General features: G+C 63.6%; 14 protein-coding genes and 2 tRNA genes. 5 read left to right on the forward strand and 11 right to left on the reverse strand.

Translation table 11 applies throughout. From position 1 onward, the window contains the following. Positions 1-236 precede the first annotated feature (236 nt). Positions 237-2,054: a S8 family peptidase gene (locus tag AC56LN_RS08295; RefSeq protein WP_499570882.1), complete on the reverse strand. Its 1,818-nt coding sequence runs from the start codon at positions 2,052-2,054 to the stop codon at positions 237-239. 344 nt (positions 2,055-2,398) lie between these two features. Continuing rightward, a complete protein-coding gene (locus AC56LN_RS08300; RefSeq protein WP_499570884.1) occupies positions 2,399-4,636 on the reverse strand; it encodes a TonB-dependent receptor in 2,238 nt (745 codons plus the stop codon). A 375-nt stretch (positions 4,637-5,011) separates the two neighbouring features. Here AC56LN_RS08300 and AC56LN_RS08305 point away from each other — a divergent pair. Both AC56LN_RS08305 and AC56LN_RS08310 read left to right on the forward strand, forming a co-directional pair. After that, positions 5,012-5,087: transfer RNA gene (locus AC56LN_RS08305), tRNA-Val, on the forward strand. Between the two features lie 40 nt (positions 5,088-5,127). Next, positions 5,128-5,204 (forward strand) — tRNA-Asp (locus AC56LN_RS08310). A 73-nt stretch (positions 5,205-5,277) separates the two neighbouring features. Here AC56LN_RS08310 and AC56LN_RS08315 read toward each other — a convergent pair. After that, positions 5,278-6,429, reverse strand: a complete 1,152-nt coding sequence (locus tag AC56LN_RS08315; protein ID WP_499570886.1) for a GGDEF domain-containing protein — start codon at positions 6,427-6,429, stop codon at positions 5,278-5,280. A 246-nt stretch (positions 6,430-6,675) separates the two neighbouring features. Here AC56LN_RS08315 and AC56LN_RS08320 point away from each other — a divergent pair, with 246 nt between their 5' ends. Both AC56LN_RS08320 and AC56LN_RS08325 read left to right on the forward strand, forming a co-directional pair. Then, a complete protein-coding gene (locus tag AC56LN_RS08320) occupies positions 6,676-7,161 on the forward strand; it encodes a cyclic nucleotide-binding domain-containing protein (RefSeq protein ID WP_221290483.1) in 486 nt (161 codons plus the stop codon). Beyond that, complete coding sequence (locus tag AC56LN_RS08325; RefSeq protein WP_499570888.1) at positions 7,158-8,354, forward strand: AI-2E family transporter; 1,197 nt, start codon at positions 7,158-7,160, stop codon at positions 8,352-8,354. The genes AC56LN_RS08320 and AC56LN_RS08325 overlap by 4 nt, the downstream gene beginning before the upstream one ends. A gap of 69 nt (positions 8,355-8,423) precedes the next feature. On the opposite strand, the gene AC56LN_RS08330 is transcribed toward AC56LN_RS08325, so the two are convergent. The 5 genes from AC56LN_RS08330 to AC56LN_RS08350 form a co-directional block, all read right to left on the reverse strand. Further along, positions 8,424-10,703 carry a YgiQ family radical SAM protein gene (locus AC56LN_RS08330; RefSeq protein WP_499570890.1) on the reverse strand — a complete coding sequence of 760 codons (2,280 nt, stop codon included), beginning with the start codon at positions 10,701-10,703 and terminating at the stop codon, positions 8,424-8,426. 106 nt (positions 10,704-10,809) lie between these two features. After that, positions 10,810-11,094: a DUF4404 family protein gene (locus AC56LN_RS08335; RefSeq protein ID WP_367609969.1), complete on the reverse strand. Its 285-nt coding sequence runs from the start codon at positions 11,092-11,094 to the stop codon at positions 10,810-10,812. A gap of 216 nt (positions 11,095-11,310) precedes the next feature. Continuing rightward, positions 11,311-13,470 (reverse strand): M3 family metallopeptidase, encoded by a 2,160-nt coding sequence (locus tag AC56LN_RS08340; protein ID WP_499570892.1) that lies wholly within the window; start codon positions 13,468-13,470, stop codon positions 11,311-11,313. 67 nt (positions 13,471-13,537) lie between these two features. Beyond that, on the reverse strand, positions 13,538-15,661 hold the full coding sequence (locus tag AC56LN_RS08345; RefSeq protein WP_499570894.1) for a M3 family metallopeptidase: 2,124 nt from the start codon (positions 15,659-15,661) through the stop codon (positions 13,538-13,540). Positions 15,662-15,758: 97 nt separating this feature from the next. Next, complete coding sequence (locus tag AC56LN_RS08350) at positions 15,759-17,900, reverse strand: M3 family metallopeptidase (RefSeq protein WP_499570896.1); 2,142 nt, start codon at positions 17,898-17,900, stop codon at positions 15,759-15,761. Between the two features lie 192 nt (positions 17,901-18,092). Here AC56LN_RS08350 and AC56LN_RS08355 point away from each other — a divergent pair, with 192 nt between their 5' ends. Beyond that, complete coding sequence (locus tag AC56LN_RS08355) at positions 18,093-19,382, forward strand: GMC family oxidoreductase N-terminal domain-containing protein (protein ID WP_499570898.1); 1,290 nt, start codon at positions 18,093-18,095, stop codon at positions 19,380-19,382. A 1-nt stretch (position 19,383) separates the two neighbouring features. On the opposite strand, the gene AC56LN_RS08360 is transcribed toward AC56LN_RS08355, so the two are convergent. The 3 genes from AC56LN_RS08360 to AC56LN_RS08370 all read right to left on the reverse strand — a co-directional run bounded on the left by AC56LN_RS08360 (position 19,384) and on the right by AC56LN_RS08370 (position 24,014). Then, complete coding sequence (locus tag AC56LN_RS08360; protein WP_183555154.1) at positions 19,384-19,587, reverse strand: SlyX family protein; 204 nt, start codon at positions 19,585-19,587, stop codon at positions 19,384-19,386. Between the two features lie 62 nt (positions 19,588-19,649). Beyond that, positions 19,650-21,785, reverse strand: coding sequence for a DUF4214 domain-containing protein (locus tag AC56LN_RS08365; protein ID WP_499570900.1), 2,136 nt, complete (start codon positions 21,783-21,785; stop codon positions 19,650-19,652). A gap of 159 nt (positions 21,786-21,944) precedes the next feature. Next, positions 21,945-24,014, reverse strand: a complete 2,070-nt coding sequence (locus AC56LN_RS08370) for a UvrD-helicase domain-containing protein (RefSeq protein ID WP_183555152.1) — start codon at positions 24,012-24,014, stop codon at positions 21,945-21,947. Positions 24,015-24,081: the final 67 nt, after the last annotated feature.

Raw genomic sequence — 24,081 nt, forward strand, 5'->3', positions numbered from 1 at the left:
GCGTGGAAAATCACACCCTTTCAGCATAGTTACAACAATTACACTGGTCATTTCCTCATTAACATTTTTTCTTTGGCGTAACTTTTTGAACGCGAAATATGTAACGGGCAATTTCAGTTAATTAACAATCATGAACAGAGGATCCTGAGCCCAAAAAAAAAACACGCGCGAACGAATCGCGCGTGTTCTGGATGCAGATAACGACCCTGGCCATGAAGATGGCCAGGGCGAATTGCTTACCAGTTCAGTTTGAGCGAGTAACGGCCATTGGTCGTGCCCGTGCCGCCACTGTAATAGGTCACACGGACATAGCGGATCGCCGTGCTGCTGGTCGTATTGGCCGAATTGACAGTATCGGTCGCGCCAGCACCGTTCTGGCTGGTGCCCAGCTGCGCACCGGTGCTGCTGTACACGTACAGGTCGTAGTCGGCAGTCGTCGACGTCGCGGTCAGGCTGGCTGCCAGTGTCTTGCCGGCTGGCAGATCGACGCGGAAGTAATCGGTGTCGGTCGTGCTGCCCAGATTACCCGTGACGGTCGTGTTGCTGGCCGCGACCGGATCTGCCGTGGCCGTCGTGTTGTTCGACTCGCTCTCGGCCAGCGTGGTGGCCGGCGTGCCACCGCCACCACCCGTGGCCGACGCCACGGCAGCGGCGGCATCGACGATGCCGGTGCCGCAACCCGAGCAGCTGGCCGGGAATGCGCGCGCCGTCGACTTCAGTTTCGACTCGATCTCGTCCGGCGTCAGGTTGGTATTTACCGCCAGCATCAGCGCTGCCACACCGGCCACGTGGGGCGTGGCCATCGACGTGCCCTGGTAGGCCGCGTAGCTGTCCGCTGCCGGGGCGCCGGTGCCGCTGTTGAGCGTCGACAGCACGCCCGAGGCGCCATCGCCGCCAGGCGCGGCCACATCCACCAGCGTGCCGAAGTTCGAGTACGACGCCCGTCCACCGGTACGGCCGGTGGCCGCCACCGCGATCACGCCGGAGCAGTTGGCGGGGCTGGCATTGCTGACGTTGACGGCGTCGTTGCCGGCAGCGACCACCACCACCGCGCCGCGCGAGCGGGCGCCGTTGATGGCGTTTTGTGTGGTTGCATCGCAGGCGCCGCCGCCGCCCAGCGACAGGTTCAGCACACGCGCCTTGTTGGCATTGGCCGGCACGCCCGAGACCGTCCCGCCCGACGACCAGGTAATCGCGTCAGCGATGTCGGACGTGTAGCCGCCGCACTTGCCCAGCACGCGCACCGGCAGGACCTTGGCGTTATAGGCCACGCCGGCGACGCCGGCACCGTTGTTGGTGCGCGCCGCTACCGTGCCGGCCACGTGCGTGCCGTGCCAGCTCGATGCCTGGTCACGGGTCGGCTGGCCGCTGCCGCAGGAACCGGCGGTGACGGCGTCGCCCGGATCGCTGGCGTCGCTGTCGCGGCCGTCGCCATCGTTGCCGATGGCGGCGGTGCTGATGAAGTCATAGCCAGCCAGTTGCTGGCCGCTCAGGTCGGCATGCGGGCGCGAGCCCGTGTCGATGACGGCCACGATCACGCCGGCGCCGGTCGAGACATCCCAGGCAGCCGGCAGGCGCAGGCCACCTGCCGTTTCGTAGTAGTGCCACTGGTCGGTATAGCGCGGGTCGGTCGGCGTGGCCATGTGCGTCATGATGCGGTCCGGCTCGGCGTATTCGATCGACGGGTCGCGCGCCATCATTTCGGCAGCCAGGGACTTCACTTCTGCAAGATTGCGCTTGCGGTCGAGCTTGAACACTTTCGCGCCGGTGGAAATCGGGTGGCTTTCCTGGACCACCATGCCGAACTGCTGGCCGGCGCGGTCGAGCTTGGCCTTGCGCTCGCTGCTGGTACTGGCCACGCGCGCGGCAATGCCATTGACGGCTGGTTGCGCGTCGCGGTACTTCACGATGATCCGGTCGGTTTCCACGATGAACTGTGGCCCCGGGGACGCCGCATCGCCCGCAGCCGCCAAGGCTGCGCTCGAGGCCAGCGCCAGGGAGACTGCGGCGCACATCTTCAATACGACAGGACGAATCGAATGCGTTTGCTTCATTTTTCTTCCTTGTTCAAGGTTTTCCGTCGGGCGAAAGGGCTCGCCCGTATCGTTGTAGTCCGGACATTGCCGGCGCCGCATCGAGGCGGCTCAGCCAGCGTAGCGCGAAAGAAAGATTTAACGGAACGCAAACCTGAGAGAGTGAAGCGTGCATACAACGGTCACATGTCTAAATTTTTCAAAAACATGTTTTATTCGGCAAAGCATCAATTCTGCCAAATACTTGATACCTGAAATTTATTGACGAAGGTTTATCGCATCGTTCTCAGATGCAAAAAAGGGCCGCGCAGTGCGCGGCCCTTTTCGTTTGTGACACGTCGGCCTCTTGCGAGGCCGGTCAATTCTTAGAAATTACCCTTGAATTGCATGCCCCACTGGCGCGGCTCGTTGGTGAAGCCGGTCAGGTTGTTGAAGTCGATCGCACCGGTGATACGGCGCTGGTCGAGCACGTTGCGGCCGAAGGCTGCCACTTCATACTTGCCGTTGCCGAAGATGTAGCCGACGCGCACGCCGCCTTCGGTCAGTGGTGCACCGGTGAACTCGGTCGCTTCGTACAGGAAGAAGTTGACCTTGCTGCGGTACGACCAGTCGGTGTAGAAGTACAGCTCGCCGTCACGGAACGGCACGCCGTAGCGGGCGGTCGCGTTGAAGGTCCAGCGCGGTGCCTGTGGCAGTGCATTGCCATCGATCACGACACGGCCTGCGCCGTTGAGCGGATCGGTGATCGTGCACTGCGCGCAGCGGTTGACCGACAGGCTGCCGTCACGGATCTGCGTGTAGTTGTAGCTCGCGCCGGCGCTCATGCGCAGGGCGGTGCTGATCGCCGCTTCGAAGTCGAACTCGGCGCCGCGGCCCTTGGTCTTGTCGGCGTTGATCAGGCGGTTGACGTTCGAATTGCCACCCACCACGGTCAGCTGCTGGTCGTCGATCGTGTAGTCATAGATCGAGAACGAGCCACGTGCGCGGCGCTCGAACAGGTCAGCCTTGATACCCAGCTCGACCGACTTGATGGTCTCGGCATCGGCCACGGTGATCGGCACCGACGCCGACGCAGCAGCGATACTCGGGGCGCGGAAGCCCGTTGCGGCGCGGCCATACACGTTCACGTCAGGCGTGAGCTTGTAGGTGGCCGACAGATCCCAGCTGACCTTCTTCTTGTCCGCTTCGACCGACGACGGGCCGATCTGGACGACGTTGGTCGCTTCGATGGTGCGGAACTCTTTCTCGTCCTTGGTGTAGCGCACGCCGCCGCGGATGGTCCAGTCAGGGGTCAGGTTGTACGTTGCCGAAGCGAACGCAGCCCAGGCCTTGTTCTTCTGGGTCGACACCAGGCGCGAGGTGCGCGCGTAGGTGGTGCTGTCGAAGTTGTCGCTGCCGCCGGTGACATCTTCATCGAAGAAGTAGACGCCGGTCTGCCAGTTGAACGGGCCGGTGTTCTGCGATTCGACGCGGAATTCCTGGCTGTACTGGTCGAGGTTGTTGATGTAGCCGTTGGTCTCGACCTGGAACGGGATGAAGCCCGGGCCGGTCGGCGTGCCGCCGTCGATGTCGCCGCGGCTCGAGTAGCCGATGATGTGCTCGTAACCAGTGATCGACGACAGCTTGTAGCCGCCCAGATCCCATTCCAGACGCAGGTTGATGCCGTTGGTTTTCAGGTCCTGGTCATTCATTGCGTTAGTGACGATCTGGTCCAGATCGGTACCGTCGGCGAAGGTGTTGCTGCCCTTCTTGATCAGGTTGGCGCGGAACAGACGTGCGCTGCCATTGGTCTGACGCTGGTGGAAGCCCAGCAGGCCGGTAACACCATCTTTGCTGTACAGGAACTGCACGCGCTCGGCGTGTTCGTTGTAGCCGTCCAGCTCACCGCGCTTGGTGGTCTTGGCCGGGGTGCTGTAGTTGTCGACGTAGTCGTCGCGGTGCTGGCCAACAGCCGACACGCGCATTGCCACGTTGCTCGACAGCGGCACGTTGACGGCGCCTTCGGCATTGAACGTGTAGTGCGATGCTGCCGACACGTTGTAGTAGCCTTCGGTGCTGTTCAGGCGTGGCTTTTCGGACTCGAACTTGACGACGCCGGCCGGGGTGTTACGGCCGAACAGCGTGCCCTGCGGGCCGCGCAGCACTTCGACGCTGGCCAGGTCGAAGATCGGGAAGCCCTTGAGGATCGGGTTCTCCTGCACGATGTCGTCGTACACGAGCGAGACCGGCTGCGAGGCGAAGGTGTTGAAGTCGGTATTGCCGTAGCCGCGGATATAAAAGCGCGGGAAGGTACGGCCGTTCGACGATTCCACGTTCAGGCTCGGCACTTTGCCGGCCAGCAGGCGGATGTCGTCGCCGCCCGAGACCAGGACGTCCAGCTTGTCACCCTTGAGGGCCGTCACCGACACCGGCACGTCGCGGATGTTCTCGGTACGGCGCTGCGCGGTCACGGTGACCGATTGCAGCTGCAGGGACTCGGGTGCCGGTGCGGCCGGGGCCGCCGTCTGGGCTGCAGCCTGGGCGATCGGCAGCAGGACGAGGAACGCCAGCGCTGCGCCATGGGAGCAGGTGACGCGCTTGTGCATCTTGGACATCTTGGTCATGGAGTATTTTCCTGGTGATGATAAAAGAACCGGTGTCTCCGTTCTTCTTTTCCAACGCCCCCCCGCCGGGTGCGCGGGCGGTGCTACCCCGCCCCTGGCAACGCGCATCTGTGGCGCCCATCTTTGCGATGTTTTAAGGTTGCCTGCTTGCTAAAGGCGGTATTGTCCGTGATGGTTATCAGCCGGGCAAGTAAATAACGTCATGACGCCATGATTACAACACATGCATATCGTCGGCTGCGGCCGGAGGCCATGACCAGAAAAAATAGCGCTTTCGATATTTTTTCGAAAAACCTCTTGCGGACCCTCAAACGCACCCTCTATAATTCGGTCCTCTTCGACGCAATGACAAGCGTCAGTAGACATCAACGAGATGGGCGCTTAGCTCAGTTGGTAGAGCGGATCCCTTACACGGATTAGGTCGGGAGTTCGAGCCTCTCAGCGCCCACCAAGCATCTCGACGATGGATCGAAGGCTGATCTTAGTAAAACGGAGTGGTAGTTCAGTTGGTTAGAATACCGGCCTGTCACGCCGGGGGTCGCGGGTTCGAGCCCCGTCCGCTCCGCCAGCATCACTGAAGAAGGGTCCGATTCGTCGGGCCCTTTTTCTTTTTCTGCGTTCCTCAGCATCCCGCTTGCGCGCTAGGCCCGCTTGCGCACCAGTTCCCCGATTTCCACCCGATCCCGCCCCGCGCGCTTGGCCGCATACAGCGCATGGTCGGCACGCGCCATCGCCCCGCCCAGATCCTCGTGCGGATCGAGCACCACCACGCCGATACTCACGGTCATGCGGTAGGACGGCCCGCTGGTGACGACCGTCGCCTCGCGGATTGCCAGCCGCAGCCGCTGGGCGGCCTGCACCGCCGTGTCGAGGTCGGCGCCAGGCAGCAGCAGCGCGAATTCTTCGCCGCCCAGGCGGCCGATCGTTTCGTGCTCGCGCAGCAGATGACGTACGGTGCGTGCGAACACCACCAGCGCTTCGTCGCCCGAGGCATGGCCCCAGCGGTCATTGATCTGCTTGAAGTGGTCGATGTCGATCATCAACAGGCCCAGGCCGCTGCGCTGGCGCTGTGCCAGCAGACGCGCACCATCGGCCTGTTCCAGGAACGCATGGCGGTTGGGCAGTCCGGTCAGGCAATCGGTCGAGGCCAGTTTCGCCATCCGTTGATCGTCTTTCTGCTTGCACAGCAACAAAAAGCCGAAGCCATTGACGATCATGAGCAGGTAGCCCGTCAGGTACGCCACCTGCTGGGCAATGCCGTGGTCGAGCGGGCCCTTGTCCAGCCATCCGGACACGACCCAGACGGCGACCGCGGTGGCGAACAGCGCGTCGTTGATGCCGATGATCCGCTGCAGCAGCGACGCACTGCGCCGGCGCAGCAGCGCCCACGCCATGGCGGCGGCGAAAAACGCCACCACGACGCCCACGAGCGCACTGAGCTGAACGTGATTGGCCCCACGCACTGCGCCCGCCAGCACGATGGCGGAAGACAGCAACGTGATCGGCAGCAGCACCCGGCCCCAGCGTGCGAAGCCGAAGAACACGCAATAGGCCGCCATTTCAAGCGACATCGCCAGGATCCAGACAAGGCCCTCCAGGCCGACGATCAGCGGCAAGCCCAGCACCGGACTGGCCCAGCCGATCAGCTGGCTCACGCCCATGCCGAGCCGCGCCCACATCCACAGGCGCAGCCCGGCACTCGGCGCTGCGCCGTGGGTATATCCCGCCATCAGGACCGCAAAACCGACGTTGCCGATACCAAGTGCCAGAAGAAAAGTCTGTATATCAATCACTGCCTGTCCTTGAAAAGGCACTTGCAATCCGCCCCGCGTCACGTCATACATGCCTTTATAAAAAAGCCATATATGTTGCCCTATGGAATTATGTTACACGTTTTTCAAGTCGGGGGAGCGCACGCTTGACGCCGTCTATGGACGCGCCGCCACACCGCTGCGCGCACGCGACGCTTTTTGATGCGTGGCAGCATCCGATCGCGGATAATCAAACAGACAACAGACCGCACCACCCTGGAGCACGCCTTGATTTTTCGTTTTCTCAAACCGCCGCGCATGTCGCCGCGCCTGCATCGGCTCAAGAGCTCATCGCTGTTTGCGGCACTGACGCCGCTGGAGCTGAAGATCGTCGATGGCTTGCTGCACGAGCGTCGCTATCTGAAAGACGAAATCATGTTCGACGAGGGCGAGGAAGGCCAGGCGCTGTATCTGTTGATGAGCGGCCGGGTGCGCATCAGCCGCCTGCACGAGGGCATGACGCAGGTCGTGGCCGAACTCGAGCCGGGCGGCTTCTTCGGCGACCTGGCGCTGCTCGACAACTCGCCCCGCAATGCCCAGGCGCGCGCTCTCGAGCCATGTGAGGTGGCCGTGTTCTTCCGCGCCGACTTTCTGGGCCTGATGGAAACCGACGCCGTCATCGGCTACAAGATCTCGCTGGCGCTGGCGCGCCACATCGGCCTGCGCCTGCGTGAATGGATGGGCACCGGCCGGCCGCAGCTGGAAGCGCTGTGAGCACCCACCTCGACCCTGCCCACGGCCCCGAGCGGGCCGGCCCGGTCGTCTGGACCGGCATCATCGGCGGCACCTGCCTGCTGCTGCTCGTGGTCCAGAAGCTGCTCTGGCTGGCCCTGCCCTTCATCTTCGGCGCCGTTCTGTATTACATCCTGCTGGGCCCGATGCAGCGCATGGTGCGCGCGGGCTTTGGCCGCAACGCCGCTGCGCTGTGGGTCTGCACGCTGTTCTTCACGCTCACCGCGCTGGCGCTGACGGCCGCCATGGCCTGGGGCGACGGGCCCGAAGAAGATTCGTGGGAAGCGACGATCGGCCTGTACCTCGACGGCGGCGTCGCCTTCGTGCGCAATTCGATGGGGTTACTCGAAGCGAAATTCCCGCTGCTGGCCGAGATGCGCCTGACCTCGACCGTCAACCGGGCCTTCACCAACTATACCAACGACTTCGCGCAGAACCACCTGGGCGACATCGTCGTGGGCATCGTGACCTGGGTGCCGTCGCTGTTCCTGGCGCCGTTCCTCAGCTTCTTCCTGCTGCGCGACGGTGTGCGCTTCAAGAAATTCCTGGCGCGCGCGGTGCCGAACGCCTACTTCGAGCCGGCGCTGTACCTGCTGCACGAAGTCGACCAGACCGCGCGCCGCTACTTCGAAGGGCTGCTCAAGCTGACGGTGCTCGACACGATCGTGCTGGCGCTGGGCCTGTGGATCATCGGCGTGTCTTCGCCCCTGCTGCTGGGCCTGATCTCGGCGGTGCTGGCCTGGGTACCGTTCGTCGGCTCGATCGCCGGCTGCGCGCTGGTGGTCATCGTCGCTTCGACCGATGCGCCGGGCAACCCGCTGATGGCCTACGGCGCGATTGGCGTGTTCGTTCTGGTGCGGCTGCTGGACGACTTCATCTTCATGCCGGCCACGCTGGGCCGCAGCCTGCACATCCATCCGCTGGTGACGGTGCTGATGATCTTCGTCGGCGGCATGCTGGCGGGCGTGGTGGGACTGATGCTGGTGCTGCCGCTGCTGGGCGTGGTGATGGTGATTGGCGAGACGCTGGGCGTCCTGGTCACGCACCCGCGCCTGCGTGCGCGCCACCGCTATGCCAATTCGCTGCGCACGCGGCAGGCCAGCATGGACCTGGACATCGCGCGCGAACGACGCGGCGCGCCGACGCCGAATGCGAAATTGAAGACCAAACCGTAACGAACAATAACGTACCATCGAAAAAAACCGGCGCCTCAGGCGCCGGTTTTTTTGTCCATTCGAGCGCGATTATTTGCGCACGGTTTTCGGCTTGGTCTTGATGGTCGACAGGATCGACGGCTTGACCTTCGACGGCGGCGCCATGAATGGCGTGGTGGCCGGCGTGCGGTCGGTGCGCCCGCGTGGTGCGCCCGCGCCCATCGTGCGCTTCTGTGCGCCATCGGCCGGCCGCCCTTTCGGCACCATGCCGGGACCGCGGCGCTCTTCGCGCAGCGAGCCGCTGGCCATCTCGCCGCCCGGCGCCGGGATCAGGTGCCGGTCGCTGTTGCCGATCAGATCGCCACGGCCCATGCGATACAGGCCCTCGCGCAGGATCGGCCAGTTCTCCGGGTCGTAATAGCGCAGGAACGCTTTGTGGAGTTTACGCGTCTTGCCGCTCTTTGCCGTCTCGACGATTTCCGAATCCTCGGTCACCTTGGCCAGCGGGTTGCGGCGCGAGTGGTACATCGTCGTGGCCATCGCCATCGGCGTTGGCGTAAACGTCTGCACCTGGTCGAGCTTGAAGTTGTTTTTCTTCAGCCACAGCGCCAGGTTCAGCATGTCTTCGTCGGTCGAGCCCGGGTGGGCGGCGATGAAGTACGGGATCAGGTACTGCTTCTTGCCGGCTTCGAGCGAGTACTTGTCGAACATGCGCTTGAATTCGTCATAGGCGCCGATGCCAGGCTTCATCATCTTCGACAGCGTGCCCGCTTCGGTGTGCTCCGGCGCGATCTTGAGCAGGCCGCCCACGTGGTGGGTGACCAGCTCTTTGACGTACTCGGGCGAGCGCACGGCCAGGTCGTAGCGCAGGCCGGAACCGATCAGGATCTTCTTGATGCCGGGGATCGCGCGCGCCTTGCGGTACAGCGAGATCAGCTTGCTGTGGTCGGTGCCCAGGTTGCTGCAGATGGTCGGGTACACGCACGACAGGCGACGGCAGCTTTCCTCGATCGTCTTGTCCTTGCACGCCAGGCGGTACATGTTCGCGGTGGGGCCACCGAGGTCGGTGATGGTGCCGGCGAAGTTCTTGGTCGTGTCGCGGATCAGCTCGATTTCGCGCAGGATCGACGGCTCGGAACGGCTCTGGATGATGCGCCCTTCGTGCTCGGTGATGGAGCAGAAGGTGCAGCCGCCGAAGCAGCCGCGCATGATGTTGACCGAGTAGCGGATCATTTCCCAGGCCGGGATGTGCGCCTTGCCGTAGCTCGGGTGCGGCGCGCGGGCATAGGCCATGTCGTAGACATTGTCCATCTCGTCCATCGCCAGCGGCAGCGGCGGCGGGTTCAGCCAGACGTCGCGGTCGCCGTGCGCCTGCACCAGCGCGCGCGCATTGCCCGGGTTCGACTCGAGGTGGAACACGCGCGACGTGTGCGCATACATCACCGGGTCGACGCTGACCGTTTCAAAGCTCGGCAGGCGCACGACGGTCTTGGCCGCTTTTTCACGGGCCGCGGCCTGGCGCTGCTCGCGCGTCATGATCATGATCGGCTTGACCTCGGGCTCCGGCGCCGCGTTGTCCAGCGCGCAGGCTTTCGGGTCTTCCAGCGCCATCGCGTACGGATTCGGCTGCTTGTCGATGCGGCCCGGCACGTCCACGCGGGTGGAATTGTGCACGCTCCACTCTTCGTCCGGCAGCCAGCCCAGCGGCACCAGGAACGCCGTGCCACGCAGGTCGCGGATCGTCTTGATGTTTTCGCCCGCAGCGATGCGGCGCGTCAGGTCGACCAGCGCGCGCTCGGCGTTGCCGAAGATGAGCAGGTCGGCCTTCGATTCGAACAGCACCGAGCGGCGCACCTTATCGGACCAGTAGTCGTAGTGGGCGATGCGGCGCAGCGAGGCCTCGATACTGCCGGCGATCACCGGCACGCCCGGGAATGCTTCGCGGGCGCGCTGGCAATACACGGTCACGGCGCGATCCGGGCGCTTGTTCGGCGCGCCTTCGGGCGTATAGGCGTCGTCGGAGCGGATCTTGCGGTCGGCCGTGTAGCGGTTGACCATCGAGTCCATATTGCCGGCGGTGACGCCCCAGTACAGATTGGGTTTGCCCAGTGCGCGGAACGGTTCGACCGAAGTCCAGTCGGGCTGGCTGATGATGCCGACCCGGTACCCCTGCGCTTCGAGCAACCGGCCGACCAGCGCCATGCCGAAGCTCGGGTGGTCGATGTAGGCGTCACCCGTGATCAGGATGATGTCGCACGAATCCCAGCCCAGAGCGTCCATTTCGGCGCGGGACATCGGGAGGAAGGGTGCGGTCGGGGCGCGGCTGGAGCGCTTGGCGACCGTCGCAAAGAGATTGGCAGGGGAGTTCATTGCCCGGCATTGTACCGGAAAACCATTTACGGAGCATGGAAGGCCCCGAAAAATGGCTTAAAATCAATGACTTGTGGCTATAAGCCTACTATTTCAGCAGCGCAGGTCAAATGCCCATGTTCGACAGGATCTGACCCAGTTCGCGCAGGCCATGCTCCACGCGCGGGTGACGGGCGGCAAAACGGGCAGCCAGCTCCTGCGTGCGTGAGCCCAGGCCATAGGTGTTGGCATCGAGCTCCTGCTCGGCGCGGCGGTCGAGGACTTTCTCGATATCGCCATCGAGCTGGCGCAGCAGCGTTTCCAGTTCGACATCGGTCTCACCGGTTTCCTGCAGTTCGCGGTGCAGGGCTTTCAGGCGTGCCTTCAGGTCGGCATCGTATTCGGGTTGCATCGTGGTCTCCGTGGATTGGTCGATTTCATTGTAAGGCATGGGGGGCGTGGGAGAGAACACGGCTGTGACGGTGTGCATACGGACTTGGGCTCCCGCCTGCGCGGGAGCGACGTTGTTCAAGTTTGCCGGAAGAGCCAAGTTGCACTCTTTAGCCATCTCAAGCACGTCGCTCCCGCGAAGGCGGGAGCCCAAGCAGCCAGCAAAGCTGCAACGTCGTTAATTACCCGTCAAGCCGCGACGCTCCAGCAGCGGCTTGATATCCGCATCCTTGCCGCGGAAGTTACGGTACATCTGCATCGCGTCCAGCGTGCCGCCACGCGACAGCAGCGTCTTGCGGAAATGGTCGCCGTTCTTGCGCGTCAGGCCGCCGTTGGCCTTGAACCACTCGACCGTATCGGCGTCGAGCTTCTCAGCCCACAGATAGCCGTAGTAACCGGCCGAGTAACCGCCCGAGAACGTGTGCGAGAAGTACGTGCTGCGATAACGCGGCGGCACCAGGGCGAAGTCAACGCCGGCTTTCTTGAGCGCCTGCGCCTCGAACGCCAGCACATCGGTCGGGATCTGGTTCGGCGCCAGCTGGTGCCAGGCCTGGTCCAGCAGCGCGGCAGCCAGGTACTCGGTGGTGCGGAAGCCTTCGTTGAACTGCGACGACGCCTGCACCTTGTCCAGCAGCGCCTTCGGCATCGGCTCGCCGGTCTGGTAATGCTTGGCGTAGTTGGCCAGCACTTCCGGCCAGGTCATCCACATCTCGTTGACCTGCGACGGGAACTCGACGTAGTCACGCGGCACGCGCGAACCCGAGAAGCGCGGGTACTGCACGTTTGAGAACATGCCGTGCAGCGCGTGGCCGAATTCGTGGAACGTCGTGCGCACTTCGTCGTAGGTCAGCAGCGTCGGCTCGCCGGCGGCCGGCTTCGGGATGTTCAGGTTGTTGGCGATGATGGGCTTCGTGCCCAGCAGCTTGCTCTGGCTGGCCCAGGCGTTGGCCCAGGCGCCGCCACGCTTGTTCGAGCGGGCATACGGGTCGAACGTGAAGATCGCCAGTTGCTTGCCATCGACGTCGAACACGTCGAACATGCGCACGTCTTCGTTGTAGCCCGGCAGGTCCTTGCGTTCCTTGAAAGTGATGCCGAATTCCTTGGTGGCGGCAAAGAACACGCCATCGACCAGCACGCGGTTCAGTTCGAAGTACGGGCGCAGCTGGCTGGCGTCGAACGCGTAACGCTCGGCGCGCACCTTGTCGCTGTAGAAGCTCCAGTCATGGGCGGCAGCCTTGAAGCCCCCCTTCTCCGCGTCGATCACCTTCTGGATGTCGGCCGCTTCCTTCTTCGCGTTGTTCACGGCAGGCGTGGCCAGTTCGGCCAGCAGGCTGTTGACGGCGTCGGTGGTCTTGGCGGTCTGCTCTTCCAGGTTGTAGGCGGCGTGGTTCGGGAAGCCCAGCAGCACGGCGCGTTCGGCGCGCGCCTTGGCGATCTGCAGCACGGTGTTGCGGGTGTCGAATTCACCGCCACGGCTGCCGCGTGCCATCGAGGCGGCCAGCAGCTTTTCGCGCGTGGCGCGGTTGGTCAGCACCGACAGCGATGCCTGCTGCGTGGTGTTCACGACCGGCAGGACGAACTTGCCATCCAGGCCGCGTTTTTTTGCTTCCGCAGCAGCGCCGTCGATGGCCTTGTCGCTCATGCCCGCCAGTTCGGCGCGCGAATCGACGACCAGCGCCGAGGCGTTGGCTTCTTTCAGCGTGTCCTGGGCGAACTTGGTCTGCAGGGCGGCCAGCTGGCTGTTGAAGGCCTTCAGCTTTTCCTTGTCGGCGTCCGACAGCTTGGCGCCGGCGCGCTCGAAGTCATTGTTGTAGCGGTCCAGCAGATACGCCGATTCGCTGTCGAGCTTCAGGCTGGCGCGCTTGTCGTACAGCGCCTTGATGCGGGCGTACAGCTTGCCGTTCAGGCGGATCGCGTCGCTGTGCTGCGACAGCTTCGGCGCGATGTCGCGACCCAGCGCGATCAGCGTGTCGTTGGTGTAGGAACCCGACAGCGTGCCGAAGGCGGTGCTGACGCGATTGAGCATGCGGCCCGAGCGCTCCATCGCGACGATGGTGTTCTCGAACGTCGGCGCTGCCTTGTTGTTGGCGATCTTCTCGATCTCCGCCGCGTGCTGGCGCATGGCTTCGGCGTAGGCCGGGGCGAAGTGCTCGTTCTTGATCTTGTCCCAGGCCGGGTAGTTGTATTGCAGGCCGCTCTCTTTGGCGAACGGGTTGCTCGCGTCGAACGGCGCCGCGGCGGTCATGGGTGCAGCAGGTGCGGGCGCGGGTGCGGCCAGCGCGACATTGGCAAAGGCAGCGCTGATGGCAGCGGCCAGGATGATATGCGTACGTTTCATGTTCTTGTGCTTTTCACGATAAGGATAAGGTCCTGCTGGCAGCCGGCGCAGGCCGGCTGCCCTGGCATCAATTCAGGCCGCGGCGCTCGAGCAGCGGCTCGATGACCGGATCGCGGCCACGGAAGGCGCGGTACATCTCGACCGCATCGACGGTGCCGCCCTTCGACAGCACCATCGTGCGGAAGCGGTCGCCGTTCTTGCGCTGCAGGCCGCCGTTTTCCTTGAACCACTCGCCGGCATCGGCGTCGAGGCGCTCGGCCCACAGATAGCTGTAGTAGCCGGCCGAATAGCCGCCGCCCATCGCGTGCGAGAAGTAGGTGCTGCTGTAGCGCGGCGGGACCGGTGCGAAGTCCAGGCCTGCATCCTTCAGCGCCTGCTGCTCGAACGTCTTCACGTCGGTCGGGATCGCTTTCGAGCCCAGCTGGTGCCAGCGCTGGTCGAGCACGGCAGCAGCCAGGTATTCGGTGGTGCGGTAGCCTTCATTGAACTTCTGCGACGCGCGCAGCTTGTCGAGCAGTTCCTTCGGCATCACGGCGCCAGTCTGGTAGTGCTTCGCGTAGCTGGCCATCACTTCGGGCCAGGCCATCCACATTTCGTAGACCTGCGACGGCAGTTCGACATAGTCGCGCGGCACGCTGGTGCCCGAGAAGCGCGGGTACTTGACCTTCGAGAACCAGCCGTGGGTCGCGTGGCCAAATTCATGGAACGTCGTGCGCACTTCGTCCCAGGTGAGCAGGGTCGGCTCGCCTGCGGCCGGCTTGGTCAGGTTCAGGTTGTTGGTGATGACCGGCTTCTTGTCGAGCAGGAAGCTCTGGTCGACCAGCGAACTCATCCATGCGCCACCGCGCTTGTTCGGGCGCGCGTACGGGTCGACCACGAAGATGGCCAGGTGCGCGCCGTTTTCTTCGAACACGTCATACACGCGCACATCGGCGTCGTAGGTCGGCAGGTCGGTGCGGCGCTTGAAGGTGATGCCCCAGAGTTTGGTCGCAGCGAAGAACGTGCCTTTCTCCAGCACGTTGTCGAATTCGAAGTACGGCTTGAGCTGGTTGGCGTCAAACGCGTACTTGGCGGTGCGCACCTTGTCGCTGTAGATTGCCCAGTCCTGCGCGGCCAGCTTGAAGCCGCCCTTCTCTGCATCGATCACGGCCTGGATCTCGGCCGCTTCCTTCTTCGCGTTGCGCACGGCCGGCGCGGTCAGGTCGCCCAGCAGCTTGTTGACCGACGTGGTGTTCTTCGCGGTCTGGTCTTCGAGCGAATAGGCGGCGTAATTCTCGTAGCCCAGCAGCTCGGCGCGTTCGGCGCGCAGCTTCGCCAGTTGCAGCACGACGTCGCGGTTGTCGAATTCGCCGCCGCGGCTGCCGCGGATCATCGACGTGGTGAGCAGTTTTTCGCGCGTGGCGCGGTTGGTCAGCACGGCCAGCGGCGCTTGCTGCGTGGTGTTGACGACTGGGATGACGAACTTGCCATCCAGGCCGCGCTTTTTCGCTTCAGCGGCGGCCGCATCGATCGCCTTCTCGGGCAGGCCGGCCAGTTCGGCGCGGGTATCGACGACGAAGGCCGAGGCATTGACTTCCTTCAGCACGTTCTGGCTGAACTGGGTCTGCAGCGCGGCCAGCTTGCCGTTGTAGTCCTTCAGCTTGACCTTGTCGGCAGCGGACAGGTTGGCGCCGGCGCGCACGAAGTCCTTGTAGTAGCGCTCGAGCAGGAACGCCGATTCGGCATCCAGGCCAAGCGTGGCGCGCTTGTCGTGCAGCGTCTTGATGCGGGCGAACAGGGCCGGGTTCAGGCGGATCGCATCGCTGTGGGCGGCGAATTTCGGCGCCAGGTCCTTGTCCAGTGCCTGCAGCGTGTCGTTGGTGTACGAACCGGTCAGCGTGTAGAACACGGCGCGCACGCGGCCCAGCAGCTGGCCCGAACGCTCCATCGCCACGATCGTGTTGTCGAACGTCGGCGCAGCCTTGTTGTTGGCGATCTTGCCGATTTCAGCGGCCTGCTCGCGCATGCCTTCGTCGAACGCCGGCGCGAAGTGCTCGTTCTTGATCTTGTCGAAGGCCGGATAGCCGTACTGCAAGGTGCTCGGCTTGGCGAACGGATTCGAGGCTGGCAGCGCAGCGCTGGCCGACTTGGAAAACGCGAGGGTGGCAAGGGCAACGCCGGCCGCGATCAGCAGCAGTTTTGGACGGTTCATGGAGTCTCTTGTGCGATGGGAGAAAAAAGGTGGGTCAGTGGCGCAGCGTCCCGCCTGCACCGCTCGTGGCGGTGCAGACGTGACGCTGGCTTGGGCATCAGTTGTTCGACGGCGTCGCGGTCAGGCCGCGGCGTTCCAGCAGGGGTTCGATGACCGGATCGCGGCCACGGAAGTTGCGGAACAGGTCCATCGCTTCTTGCGTGCCGCCGCGCGACAGCAGCGTCTTGCGGAAATGGTCGCCGTTCTTGCGCGTCAGGCCACCGCTTTCGGTGAACCACTTGACCGTCTCGGCGTCCAGGCGCTCGCTCCACAGATAGGCGTAGTAACCGGCCGAATAGCCGCCACCCATCGAGTGCGAGAAGTACGCGCTGCGGTAACGCGGCGGCACCGGCGCGTACGCGACGCCGGCATCGGCCAGCGCCTTCGCTTCGAAGCTCAAGACATCGGTCGGCACCTGGCTTGGCGTGATCTGGTGCCAGCGCTGGTCAAGCAGCGCCGCTGCCAGATAGGCCGTGGTGGTGTAGCCCTGGCCGAACTTCTTCGACGCGACGACCTTGTCCAGCAAGTCCTTCGGCATCGGCGCGCCGGTCTTGTAATGCTTGGCGTAGTTGGCCAGCACTTCAGGCCAGGTCACCCACATTTCGTTGACCTGCGACGGATACTCGACGAAGTCGCGCGGCACGTTCGTGCCCGAGAATTTCGGGTACTTCACATCCGAGAACATGCCGTGCAGCGCGTGACCGAATTCGTGGAACGTGGTGACCACTTCGTCATACGTCAGCAGCGTCGGCTCGCCGGCCGGCGGCTTCGGAATGTTCAGGTGGTTGCCGATGACGGGCTTCTGACCCAGCAGGTGCGACTGGGAGACGTACTCGTTCATCCAGGCGCCGCCCTGCTTGTTGCTGCGTGCGTACGGGTCGAAGATGAAGATCGTCAGCAGCTTGCCGTCGACGTCGTACACGTCAAAGGTGCGCACGTCGGCGTCGTACGTTGGCAGGTCCTTGCGTTCCTTGAACGTGATGCCGTATTCCTTGGTCGCGGCGAAGAACACGCCATCGACCAGCACGCGGTTCAGTTCAAAGTACGGGCGCAGCTGGCTGTCGTCGAAGTTGAATTTCTCGGCGCGCACCTTGTCGGCGTACAGCGGCCAGTCCCAGCTTGCCACCTCGAATTTGCCGCCGTCCTTGTTGATCGCGGCCTGGATCTCGACAGCTTCCTTCTTGGCGTTGTTGACGGCTGGCTTGGCCAGGTCGCCCAGCAGCTTGTTGACGGCGGCCGGATTGCGCGCGGTTTCCAGTTCCTGCGAATAGGCTGCGAAATTCGGGTAACCCAGCAGCACGGCGCGTTCGGCGCGCAGCTTGGCCAGGCGCAGCACCTGCTTGGTCGTGTCGAATTCGCCGCCCTTGGTGCCGCGCTCGAGCGAGGCTTTCATCAGGCGCTCGCGCGTGGCGCGGTGCGTCAGGGTCGACAGGCCAGGCTGGATCGACGTGTTGACGATCGGGATCGCGAATTTGCCCTTCTGGCCGCGTTTCGTGGCTTCCGCAGCAGCAGCATTGATCTCGGCATCGGACAGGCCCGCCAGTTCAGCGCGGGTATTCACGATCAGGGCGGCGGCATTCGCGCCCTTGAGCACGCGCTGCTGGAAGTCCGACTGCAGCGAGGCGATCTCGCCGTTGTAGGCCTTCAGCTTCGCCTGGTTGGCCGCCGACAGGTTGGCGCCGGCGCGCACGAATTCCTTGTAGTAGCGCTCGAGCAGGTGCGTCGATTCGGCGTCCAGGCCCAGCGAGGCGCGCTTGTCGTGCAGCGCCTTGACGCGTGCGAACAGCTTCGCGTTCAGGTGGATCGCATCGGTGTGCGCCGCCAGCTTGGGCGACATCTCGCGATCGACCGCGTCGAGCGTGTCGTTGGTGTTGGCGCCGTGCAGGTTGCTGAAGGTCGCGTTCACGCGCGCCAGCAACTGGCCGGATTTTTCCAGCGCCACGATCGTGTTGTCGAACGTCGGCGCCGCCTTGTCGTTGGCAATCGCCTCGACTTCGCGCAGTTCTTCGCGCATGCCGGCAGCGAATGCAGGCAGGTAGTGCGCATCCTTGATCTTGTCGAACGCCGGGTATTGCAGCGGCAGGCTGCTGGGCTTGGCGAACGGGTTGGAAGCGTCGAGGGCAGGGGCGGCGGGCGCTGCGATGGCGGAACACGCCAGCGCGACGCTGGCTGCCACGATGAGCAGTTGAGGACGGATCATGAGGTCTTTCGCTAACACTGAGGAAGGGCGCTGTCGCCTACGGCTCGACAGCAGTGCGCTGAAGATCATAGCAGGCTTGCATGGCCCTTGTAACAATTAAAAAGTAGCGCAATGTATCAATCCACGGGTGCTGTATTGACGGTGTTTCGTGGCGACCGTGCTAGCATCGGGGCCCCTTTGCCGCCCCTTTCCATGACCCTTTCTTCCTCTTCTTTCGATGCCATCGTGGTCGGTACCGGCCCTGGCGGGGCCAGCGTCGCGCGCGAACTGGCGGCAGCCGGCAGCCGGGTCCTGTTGCTCGAACAGGGCGGCGCCGCGCCGCTCGCCGGCACGGTCACGCAGATGGCGTCGATGGCGGCCGTGCCAGGGCGCGGCGCCTTCATCCACCGCGATGCGTCGCTGCTGGTGGGCGGCACGACGCTGGGCGGCAGCTCCGCGGTCAACTTCGCCACGGCGGCCGCACCGCCAGCGGCCTACTTTGCCGCGTATGGCATCGACCTGGCACCGAGCCTGGCCGCACTGCGCGCGGAATTGCCGCTGGCACCCCTGCCTGATGCGCTGGTCGGTCCCATGGCCACGCGCATCATGACGGCGGCGCGCGCGGCCGGCATCGACTGGAACAAGCTCGACAAGATGATCCGCCCGGCGCTGTGCCGCAGCGGCTGCTGGCGCTGCACCTATGGCTGCCCGTACGGCGCCAAGTGGAGTGCCCGTGATTTCGTCGAACAGGCGGTGGGGCTGGGCGCCGTGCTGCAGACAGGCAGCCGCGTCACGCGCGTGCTGCTGGAGGGAGGCCGGGCCAGCGGTGTCGAGGTGAAGCATGGCGGACAGCTGCAGACCATCAGCGCGCCGCTGGTGATCCTCAGTGGCGGCGGGATCGGCAGCCCGCGCATCCTGCATGCCTCAGGCCTGGGGCCGCGCGATGCGCCGTTCTTCAGCGATCCGGTGGTGGCCGTGATGGGTAGCGTGGCCGATATCGATGGCGGCGCCGAAGTGCCGATGGCCGCCGGCTGGCATGACACGGAGGCGGGCATTGCGCTGGCCGACCTGACCCTGCCGCGCCCGATGTACCAGGCGTTTGCGACGCAGGTCGGGCGCGTGGACCGCTTGTTCGCGCACCGGCGCACCCTCTGCATCATGGTCAAGATTCGTGACGATATCAGCGGGCGCATCGGCCCGCGCTGGGCCGACAAGCGCCTGAGCGACGGCGATCGCGCGCGTCTGCAAACGGGCGAACGGATGGCGCGCACGATCCTGCAGGCGGCCGGCGCGCGGCACGTGTTCAAGAGCTGGCATTTCGCCGCGCACCCGGGCGGCAGCGTGCGCATTGGCGCCGGGGTCGACGCCGATCTGCGCACGCGCGCGCCAGGGTTATATGTGTGCGATGCGTCGGTGATCCCGCAGCCATGGGGCTTGCCGCCGACGCTCACCCTGCTATGCCTGGGCAAGCGCCTGGGGCAGCACCTGGCGCGAGTCGGGTGACTTAATAGTGCGGGGGGCGTTCGTTGAGGGGCGCCTGGCCGGCGTCGCGCAGCGAGCGCAAGTGGTCGGCCAGCTTGCCGACCATCGCCTCGAGCTCGTCGATACGGCGCTCCTGGCGGTAGATGGTCTTGTTCAGCTCATCGAGCAGGTCTTCCTGCTGGGAGAGCTTGATTTCAAGATTGACGAAACGTTCTTCCTGGTCCACGGCGCACTCCGGTAAAGCCGGCATTATGCCAGCATGGCCGGGTGCGCCGCGCACCTGGCAGGTCAGGCGTACGGAATGAAGTCCAGGCCCTTGCCGACCGTCTCGATGACGAGCGCCTGGTTTTCCGGGCTTTCCGCGAAGTCGATCAGCGTCTGGGCGCGGCCGTTCTGGCCGATCACCTGCGACCAGTACAACTGGCCACCGACATCCGGTTGACGACCCAGCACATTCAGATACAGCGCCTCGATGAACCGTTCGTCGGTCGGGTTCTCGCCATACAGTGTATAAAATTCGGTCTGCTTCATGAACTCCGCTGCAACCTGTTGCAGCGAGGTGCCGCCGTCCATGCGCCAGTTCCAGTAACCGAGGCCAACTTCTTCTGCAGGACGGTCCAGGACTGCCGCATACAGGCGGAAAATCTGGGCCGACGTGTCGTCGATGGCTTTCCAGCCATTGTCGAACTTGATGCGTTCAACGTTGAACAGGCCATCGACTTCGCCGTTTGGCGCAGTCACCGAGTAACCCCAGGTTTCCTTCTTGATCGTGTAGGCATCGCGCGAGCCGCCATACACCGCGACATCGAGACCCGCGCCGCCATCGAAGGCATTGCTGCCTGCATTCATCGTCACCTGGTCGGCACCGGCCGTGCCTGCCTGGAAGCCATTGTGATTGATCGTCAACGCGCTGGTCACTTGTCCTGCGCGCGCATTGCCGGCGCCGTCGACAGACGCCACGATGACATTGTAATTACCGTTCGGCAGCGGCTGCGACGCGAATGCCCAGTTGCCATCTGCACCGACCTTGGTCGTGCCGATCTTGATGAAATCCCCATCGCGGTACAGCTCGATCGTGCTGCCGGCTTCCCCGGTCCCGGTAAATACCGGCAGATTGCCGCCACTCGTCAGTGCCACGTTCATGGTCGGAACCGATGGCGGCGTCGAATCAATATGGAACAGCACTTGATTGCTGGCGCCGGACACATTGCCTGCTGCATCTGTCGCGGTGGCGAAGGCGCGGTAACCCAGCGCATCGGGCAGCGCGTCCGTCGCACGCACGCTCCACAAGCCGGCTGCATTTGCCACCGTGGTCGCGATCACCTTGTCGCCGATATAGACTTTGACTGTCGAGTTCGCTTCGGCACTGCCGTTCATGGCAAGAATGTTGCCAGTCGTCGCGTAATTCGCGCTGTTCTGCGTTACCGCCATGACCGGGGCCGATGGCGCGGTCATGTCCGACGTCACATTCGCGCGCTCGACGCGCATGTCGGCAAACTGCAGCCATTCGATATTGCGCAGCGTATCGGTGCCATCGGCGCCCGACACCGACAGCGCGCCATCGGCCAGCGTGGAGAATGCATATGCACCACGATTGCTGTTGAAAATTACCGTATCCGTTCCTGCGCCGCCGTCAATCATGTCGTTACCTCCGTTGCCTTGCAATGTGTCGTTGAATTGGGTGCCGTTCAGGACGTCGTCCTTGTAGCTGCCCGTCAGATAGCGTCCGCCCGTCGTGCTGTTGATGCCGAGCTCGCCACGCAGGCCATCGCCGCCATACAGCCAGTTCAGTGCGGCGATGTCGTAGGGGCTGTAGGTGCTGTGCCAGCCGCCGGCGCTGGTGTACGACATGATCGTATTGTTCGTGTTGTCTTCGCTGCCTGGCAGCACGGGCTGTCCTTCGTCACCCGGTTCCGGGAACGGGTGCTTCAGGCCAAGGGCGTGGCCCAGTTCGTGCAGCAGGGTTTCGTAACCCTGGGTACCGACTGTCAGGTTCTGCGTCATCCCGCGCCACTCGGCGTTGTCCAGGTACACGTAGGCATTCGCGTTGTACGCGGTCAGCGTGGTCTCGGTGCCACTGCGTTGCGATATCCAGCTGTTCAGGCCCGTCGTGTAGGCGCCATCCAGGTCCAGATTGGCCAGATGGAACTGGGCGCCCGTACCGGATGCCGTTTCCTGGAACTGGATCCCGGTCACTTGCTGCAGATAGCTGAACGCGGTACGCGCATTGGTTTGCTGGGATGCGCTGAACGCTTCCTGGCCAGTCCGGCCGCTTTCATTGCCCGCAGTGATCGAGAACGTGTAGAACAGGACGTTGGCGTTGTTATTGCTGAGGTAGTTCCAGTCCGGGCCCTTGTCCAGCAAGGCGTCGATGTGGTTCAGTCCGGTAAGCGGGGTGACGGTGATGTCGGAAGGAGTAGCCATGAATCAGTCGAAAATTATTGCAGCAAGGTAAATGCCGTGGGAATTTAGATATCAAAATCTCGTTATCCCGGCAAGTATTTCTTGCTCGACACATGAAGTCAAATAGCATTTCAATCGTGCGCACGACTTGCCGATCGATCAAGGCTTGCGCACAACGGTTTATTCCGGAACCGGCCTTGGTGTTGCCAACAAGGCTTTCAAACTCGCCAATCTTGCCTTTGGACTCAGTATTTCCGACTCCATCGGTGCGGCCTCACCGACGTCCAGCGCCATTTCCTTGATAAAGCGCGACGGGTCGCAATTGACCAGCTCGCCCGCGCGTTTCCTCCGTTTGCACCAGCTCACGTGCAGCGTGCGCTGGGCGCGCGTGATGCCCACGTACATCAGGCGCCGTTCTTCCTGGATGCGCGCCGAGATCGTTTCGATGGAGGCGTCCGGATCGCCCTTGTGCGGCAGGATGCCCTCTTCCACGCCGACCAGGTACACGTGCGGATACTCCAGCCCTTTCGACGCGTGCAGCGTCGACATGCGCACCGCATCCTGTTCCTCGTCCTGGCCTTCGAGCATCGACATCAGCGCCACCATCTGCGTCAGTTCCAGCAGGTTTTTTTCTTCGCCATCGCGGTCGCGCCCGCCACGGCCCCGGTCCTTGAGCCAGTTGGTAAATTCGAGCACGTTCTGCCACTTGGCCTGGGCTGCACGGTCATCGAAGCCCTCGTACAGGTAATGCTCGTAATTCATTTCCTTCATCATGTCGTCGAGCACCTCGGCCGCGTGGTCGCCGGCGCCCAGCGGGCCGGGCCGCGTCGCGCGGTCTTCCAGCTCGCTGATGAAGTGGCAGAAGTTGCGCACCGATCCCAGTTGCCGCTCGGCCAGCTTGGCTTCGATGCCGCCCTTGCGCGCCGCCTCGAACAGCGAGCAGTTCCACTGCTTCGAAAATTCGCCCAGCACCTCCAGCGTGGCCATGCCGACCCCGCGCTTGGGCGTCGTGATCGCGCGGATGAAGGCCGGGTCGTCGTCCTGGTTCGCGATCAGGCGCAGGTAGGCAATGATGTCCTTGATCTCGGCCTTGTCGAAGAAGCTCTGGCCGCCCGACATCGTGTACGGGATGCGCTCCTTGCGCAGCGCCTGCTCCATCACGCGCGCCTGGTGGTTGCCGCGATACAGGATGGCGAAATCAGACCAGTTGTTCTTGCGCTGAAAGTGCTCGGACGAAATCAGCATTGCGATCTGGTCGGCTTCCTGATCGTCGTTCTGCATGCCCATCACCTTGATCGGCTCGCCCAGGCCGTGCTCGGACCACAGCGACTTCTCAAAGATTTTCGGGTTGTTGCCGATCACGGCATTGGCAGCCTGCAGGATGCGCGTCGTGGAGCGATAGTTCTGCTCGAGCTTGATCACGCGCAGGTCGGGGAAATCGACCTGCAGCGTTTTCAGGTTCTCGACCGAGGCGCCGCGCCACGCGTAGATCGCCTGGTCATCGTCGCCCACGGCGGTAAACATCGGCTTCTTGCCCAGGCCCGTCACCAGCAGCTTGACCAGCTCGTACTGGCAGGTATTGGTGTCCTGGTATTCGTCCATCAACAGGTAGCGCAGGCGGCGCTGCCAGCGGTCGCGGATCGGCTCGTTGTTGCGGAACAGTTCCACCGGCAGGCGGATCAGGTCATCGAAGTCGACCGCCTGGTAGGCCTGCAGCGTGGCCACATAGCTGCGGTAGACGCGCCCGGCCTGCGCCTCGTCTTCGTCGCGCGCGGCCTTGATCGCGTCTTCCGGATCGACCAAGCCGTTCTTCCACAGTGAAATCGTGTTCTGGATGCGGCGAATTTCCTGTTTGTCGGTGCTCAGCGCCAGGTCGGAGACGATCGTGTAGCAATCGTCGCTGTCCATGATCGAAAACTTGTCCTTCAGCCCCACCCCGGCCGCTTCCTGGCGCAGGATGCGCACGCCCAGCGAGTGGAAGGTGGACACGGTCAGTTGCTTGGCCTGCTTCGGCTGCTTGAGCAGTTTGGCGATGCGCTCCTGCATCTCGAGCGCCGCCTTGTTGGTAAAGGTCAGGGCGGCAATCGTGCGGGGATCGTAGCCGCAGTGCTCGATCATGTAGGCGATCTTTTGCGTGATCACGCGCGTCTTGCCGGACCCGGCGCCAGCGAGCACCAGGCAAGGGCCGTCCAGATACAGCGCGGCTTCGCTCTGCGGCCCGTTTAGGCCGAACTTTGGTGCGTTTGACATGGGGAAGTTTTCGGTGGGACAGAGAGCGATTGTAACAATGTGGCGGGCGCAGCGGGCGATGGCGCGC

The organism is Telluria sp. ZT3P26 (assembly GCF_059686035.1).

Bases quoted from the DNA above. Each gene is read 5' to 3' on its own strand.
- AC56LN_RS08295 (WP_499570882.1), bottom strand. From the start codon at position 2,054: ATGAAGCAAACGCATTCGATTCGTCCTGTCGTATTGAAGATGTGCGCC.
- AC56LN_RS08300 (WP_499570884.1), bottom strand. From the start codon at position 4,636: ATGACCAAGATGTCCAAGATGCACAAGCGCGTCACCTGCTCCCATGGC.
- AC56LN_RS08330 (WP_499570890.1), bottom strand. From the start codon at position 10,703: ATGAACTCCCCTGCCAATCTCTTTGCGACGGTCGCCAAGCGCTCCAGC.
- AC56LN_RS08335 (WP_367609969.1), bottom strand. From the start codon at position 11,094: ATGCAACCCGAATACGATGCCGACCTGAAGGCACGCCTGAAAGCCCTG.
- AC56LN_RS08340 (WP_499570892.1), bottom strand. From the start codon at position 13,470: ATGAAACGTACGCATATCATCCTGGCCGCTGCCATCAGCGCTGCCTTT.
- AC56LN_RS08345 (WP_499570894.1), bottom strand. From the start codon at position 15,661: ATGAACCGTCCAAAACTGCTGCTGATCGCGGCCGGCGTTGCCCTTGCC.
- AC56LN_RS08350 (WP_499570896.1), bottom strand. From the start codon at position 17,900: ATGATCCGTCCTCAACTGCTCATCGTGGCAGCCAGCGTCGCGCTGGCG.
- AC56LN_RS08355 (WP_499570898.1), top strand. From the start codon at position 18,093: ATGACCCTTTCTTCCTCTTCTTTCGATGCCATCGTGGTCGGTACCGGC.
- AC56LN_RS08365 (WP_499570900.1), bottom strand. From the start codon at position 21,785: ATGGCTACTCCTTCCGACATCACCGTCACCCCGCTTACCGGACTGAAC.
- AC56LN_RS08370 (WP_183555152.1), bottom strand. From the start codon at position 24,014: ATGTCAAACGCACCAAAGTTCGGCCTAAACGGGCCGCAGAGCGAAGCC.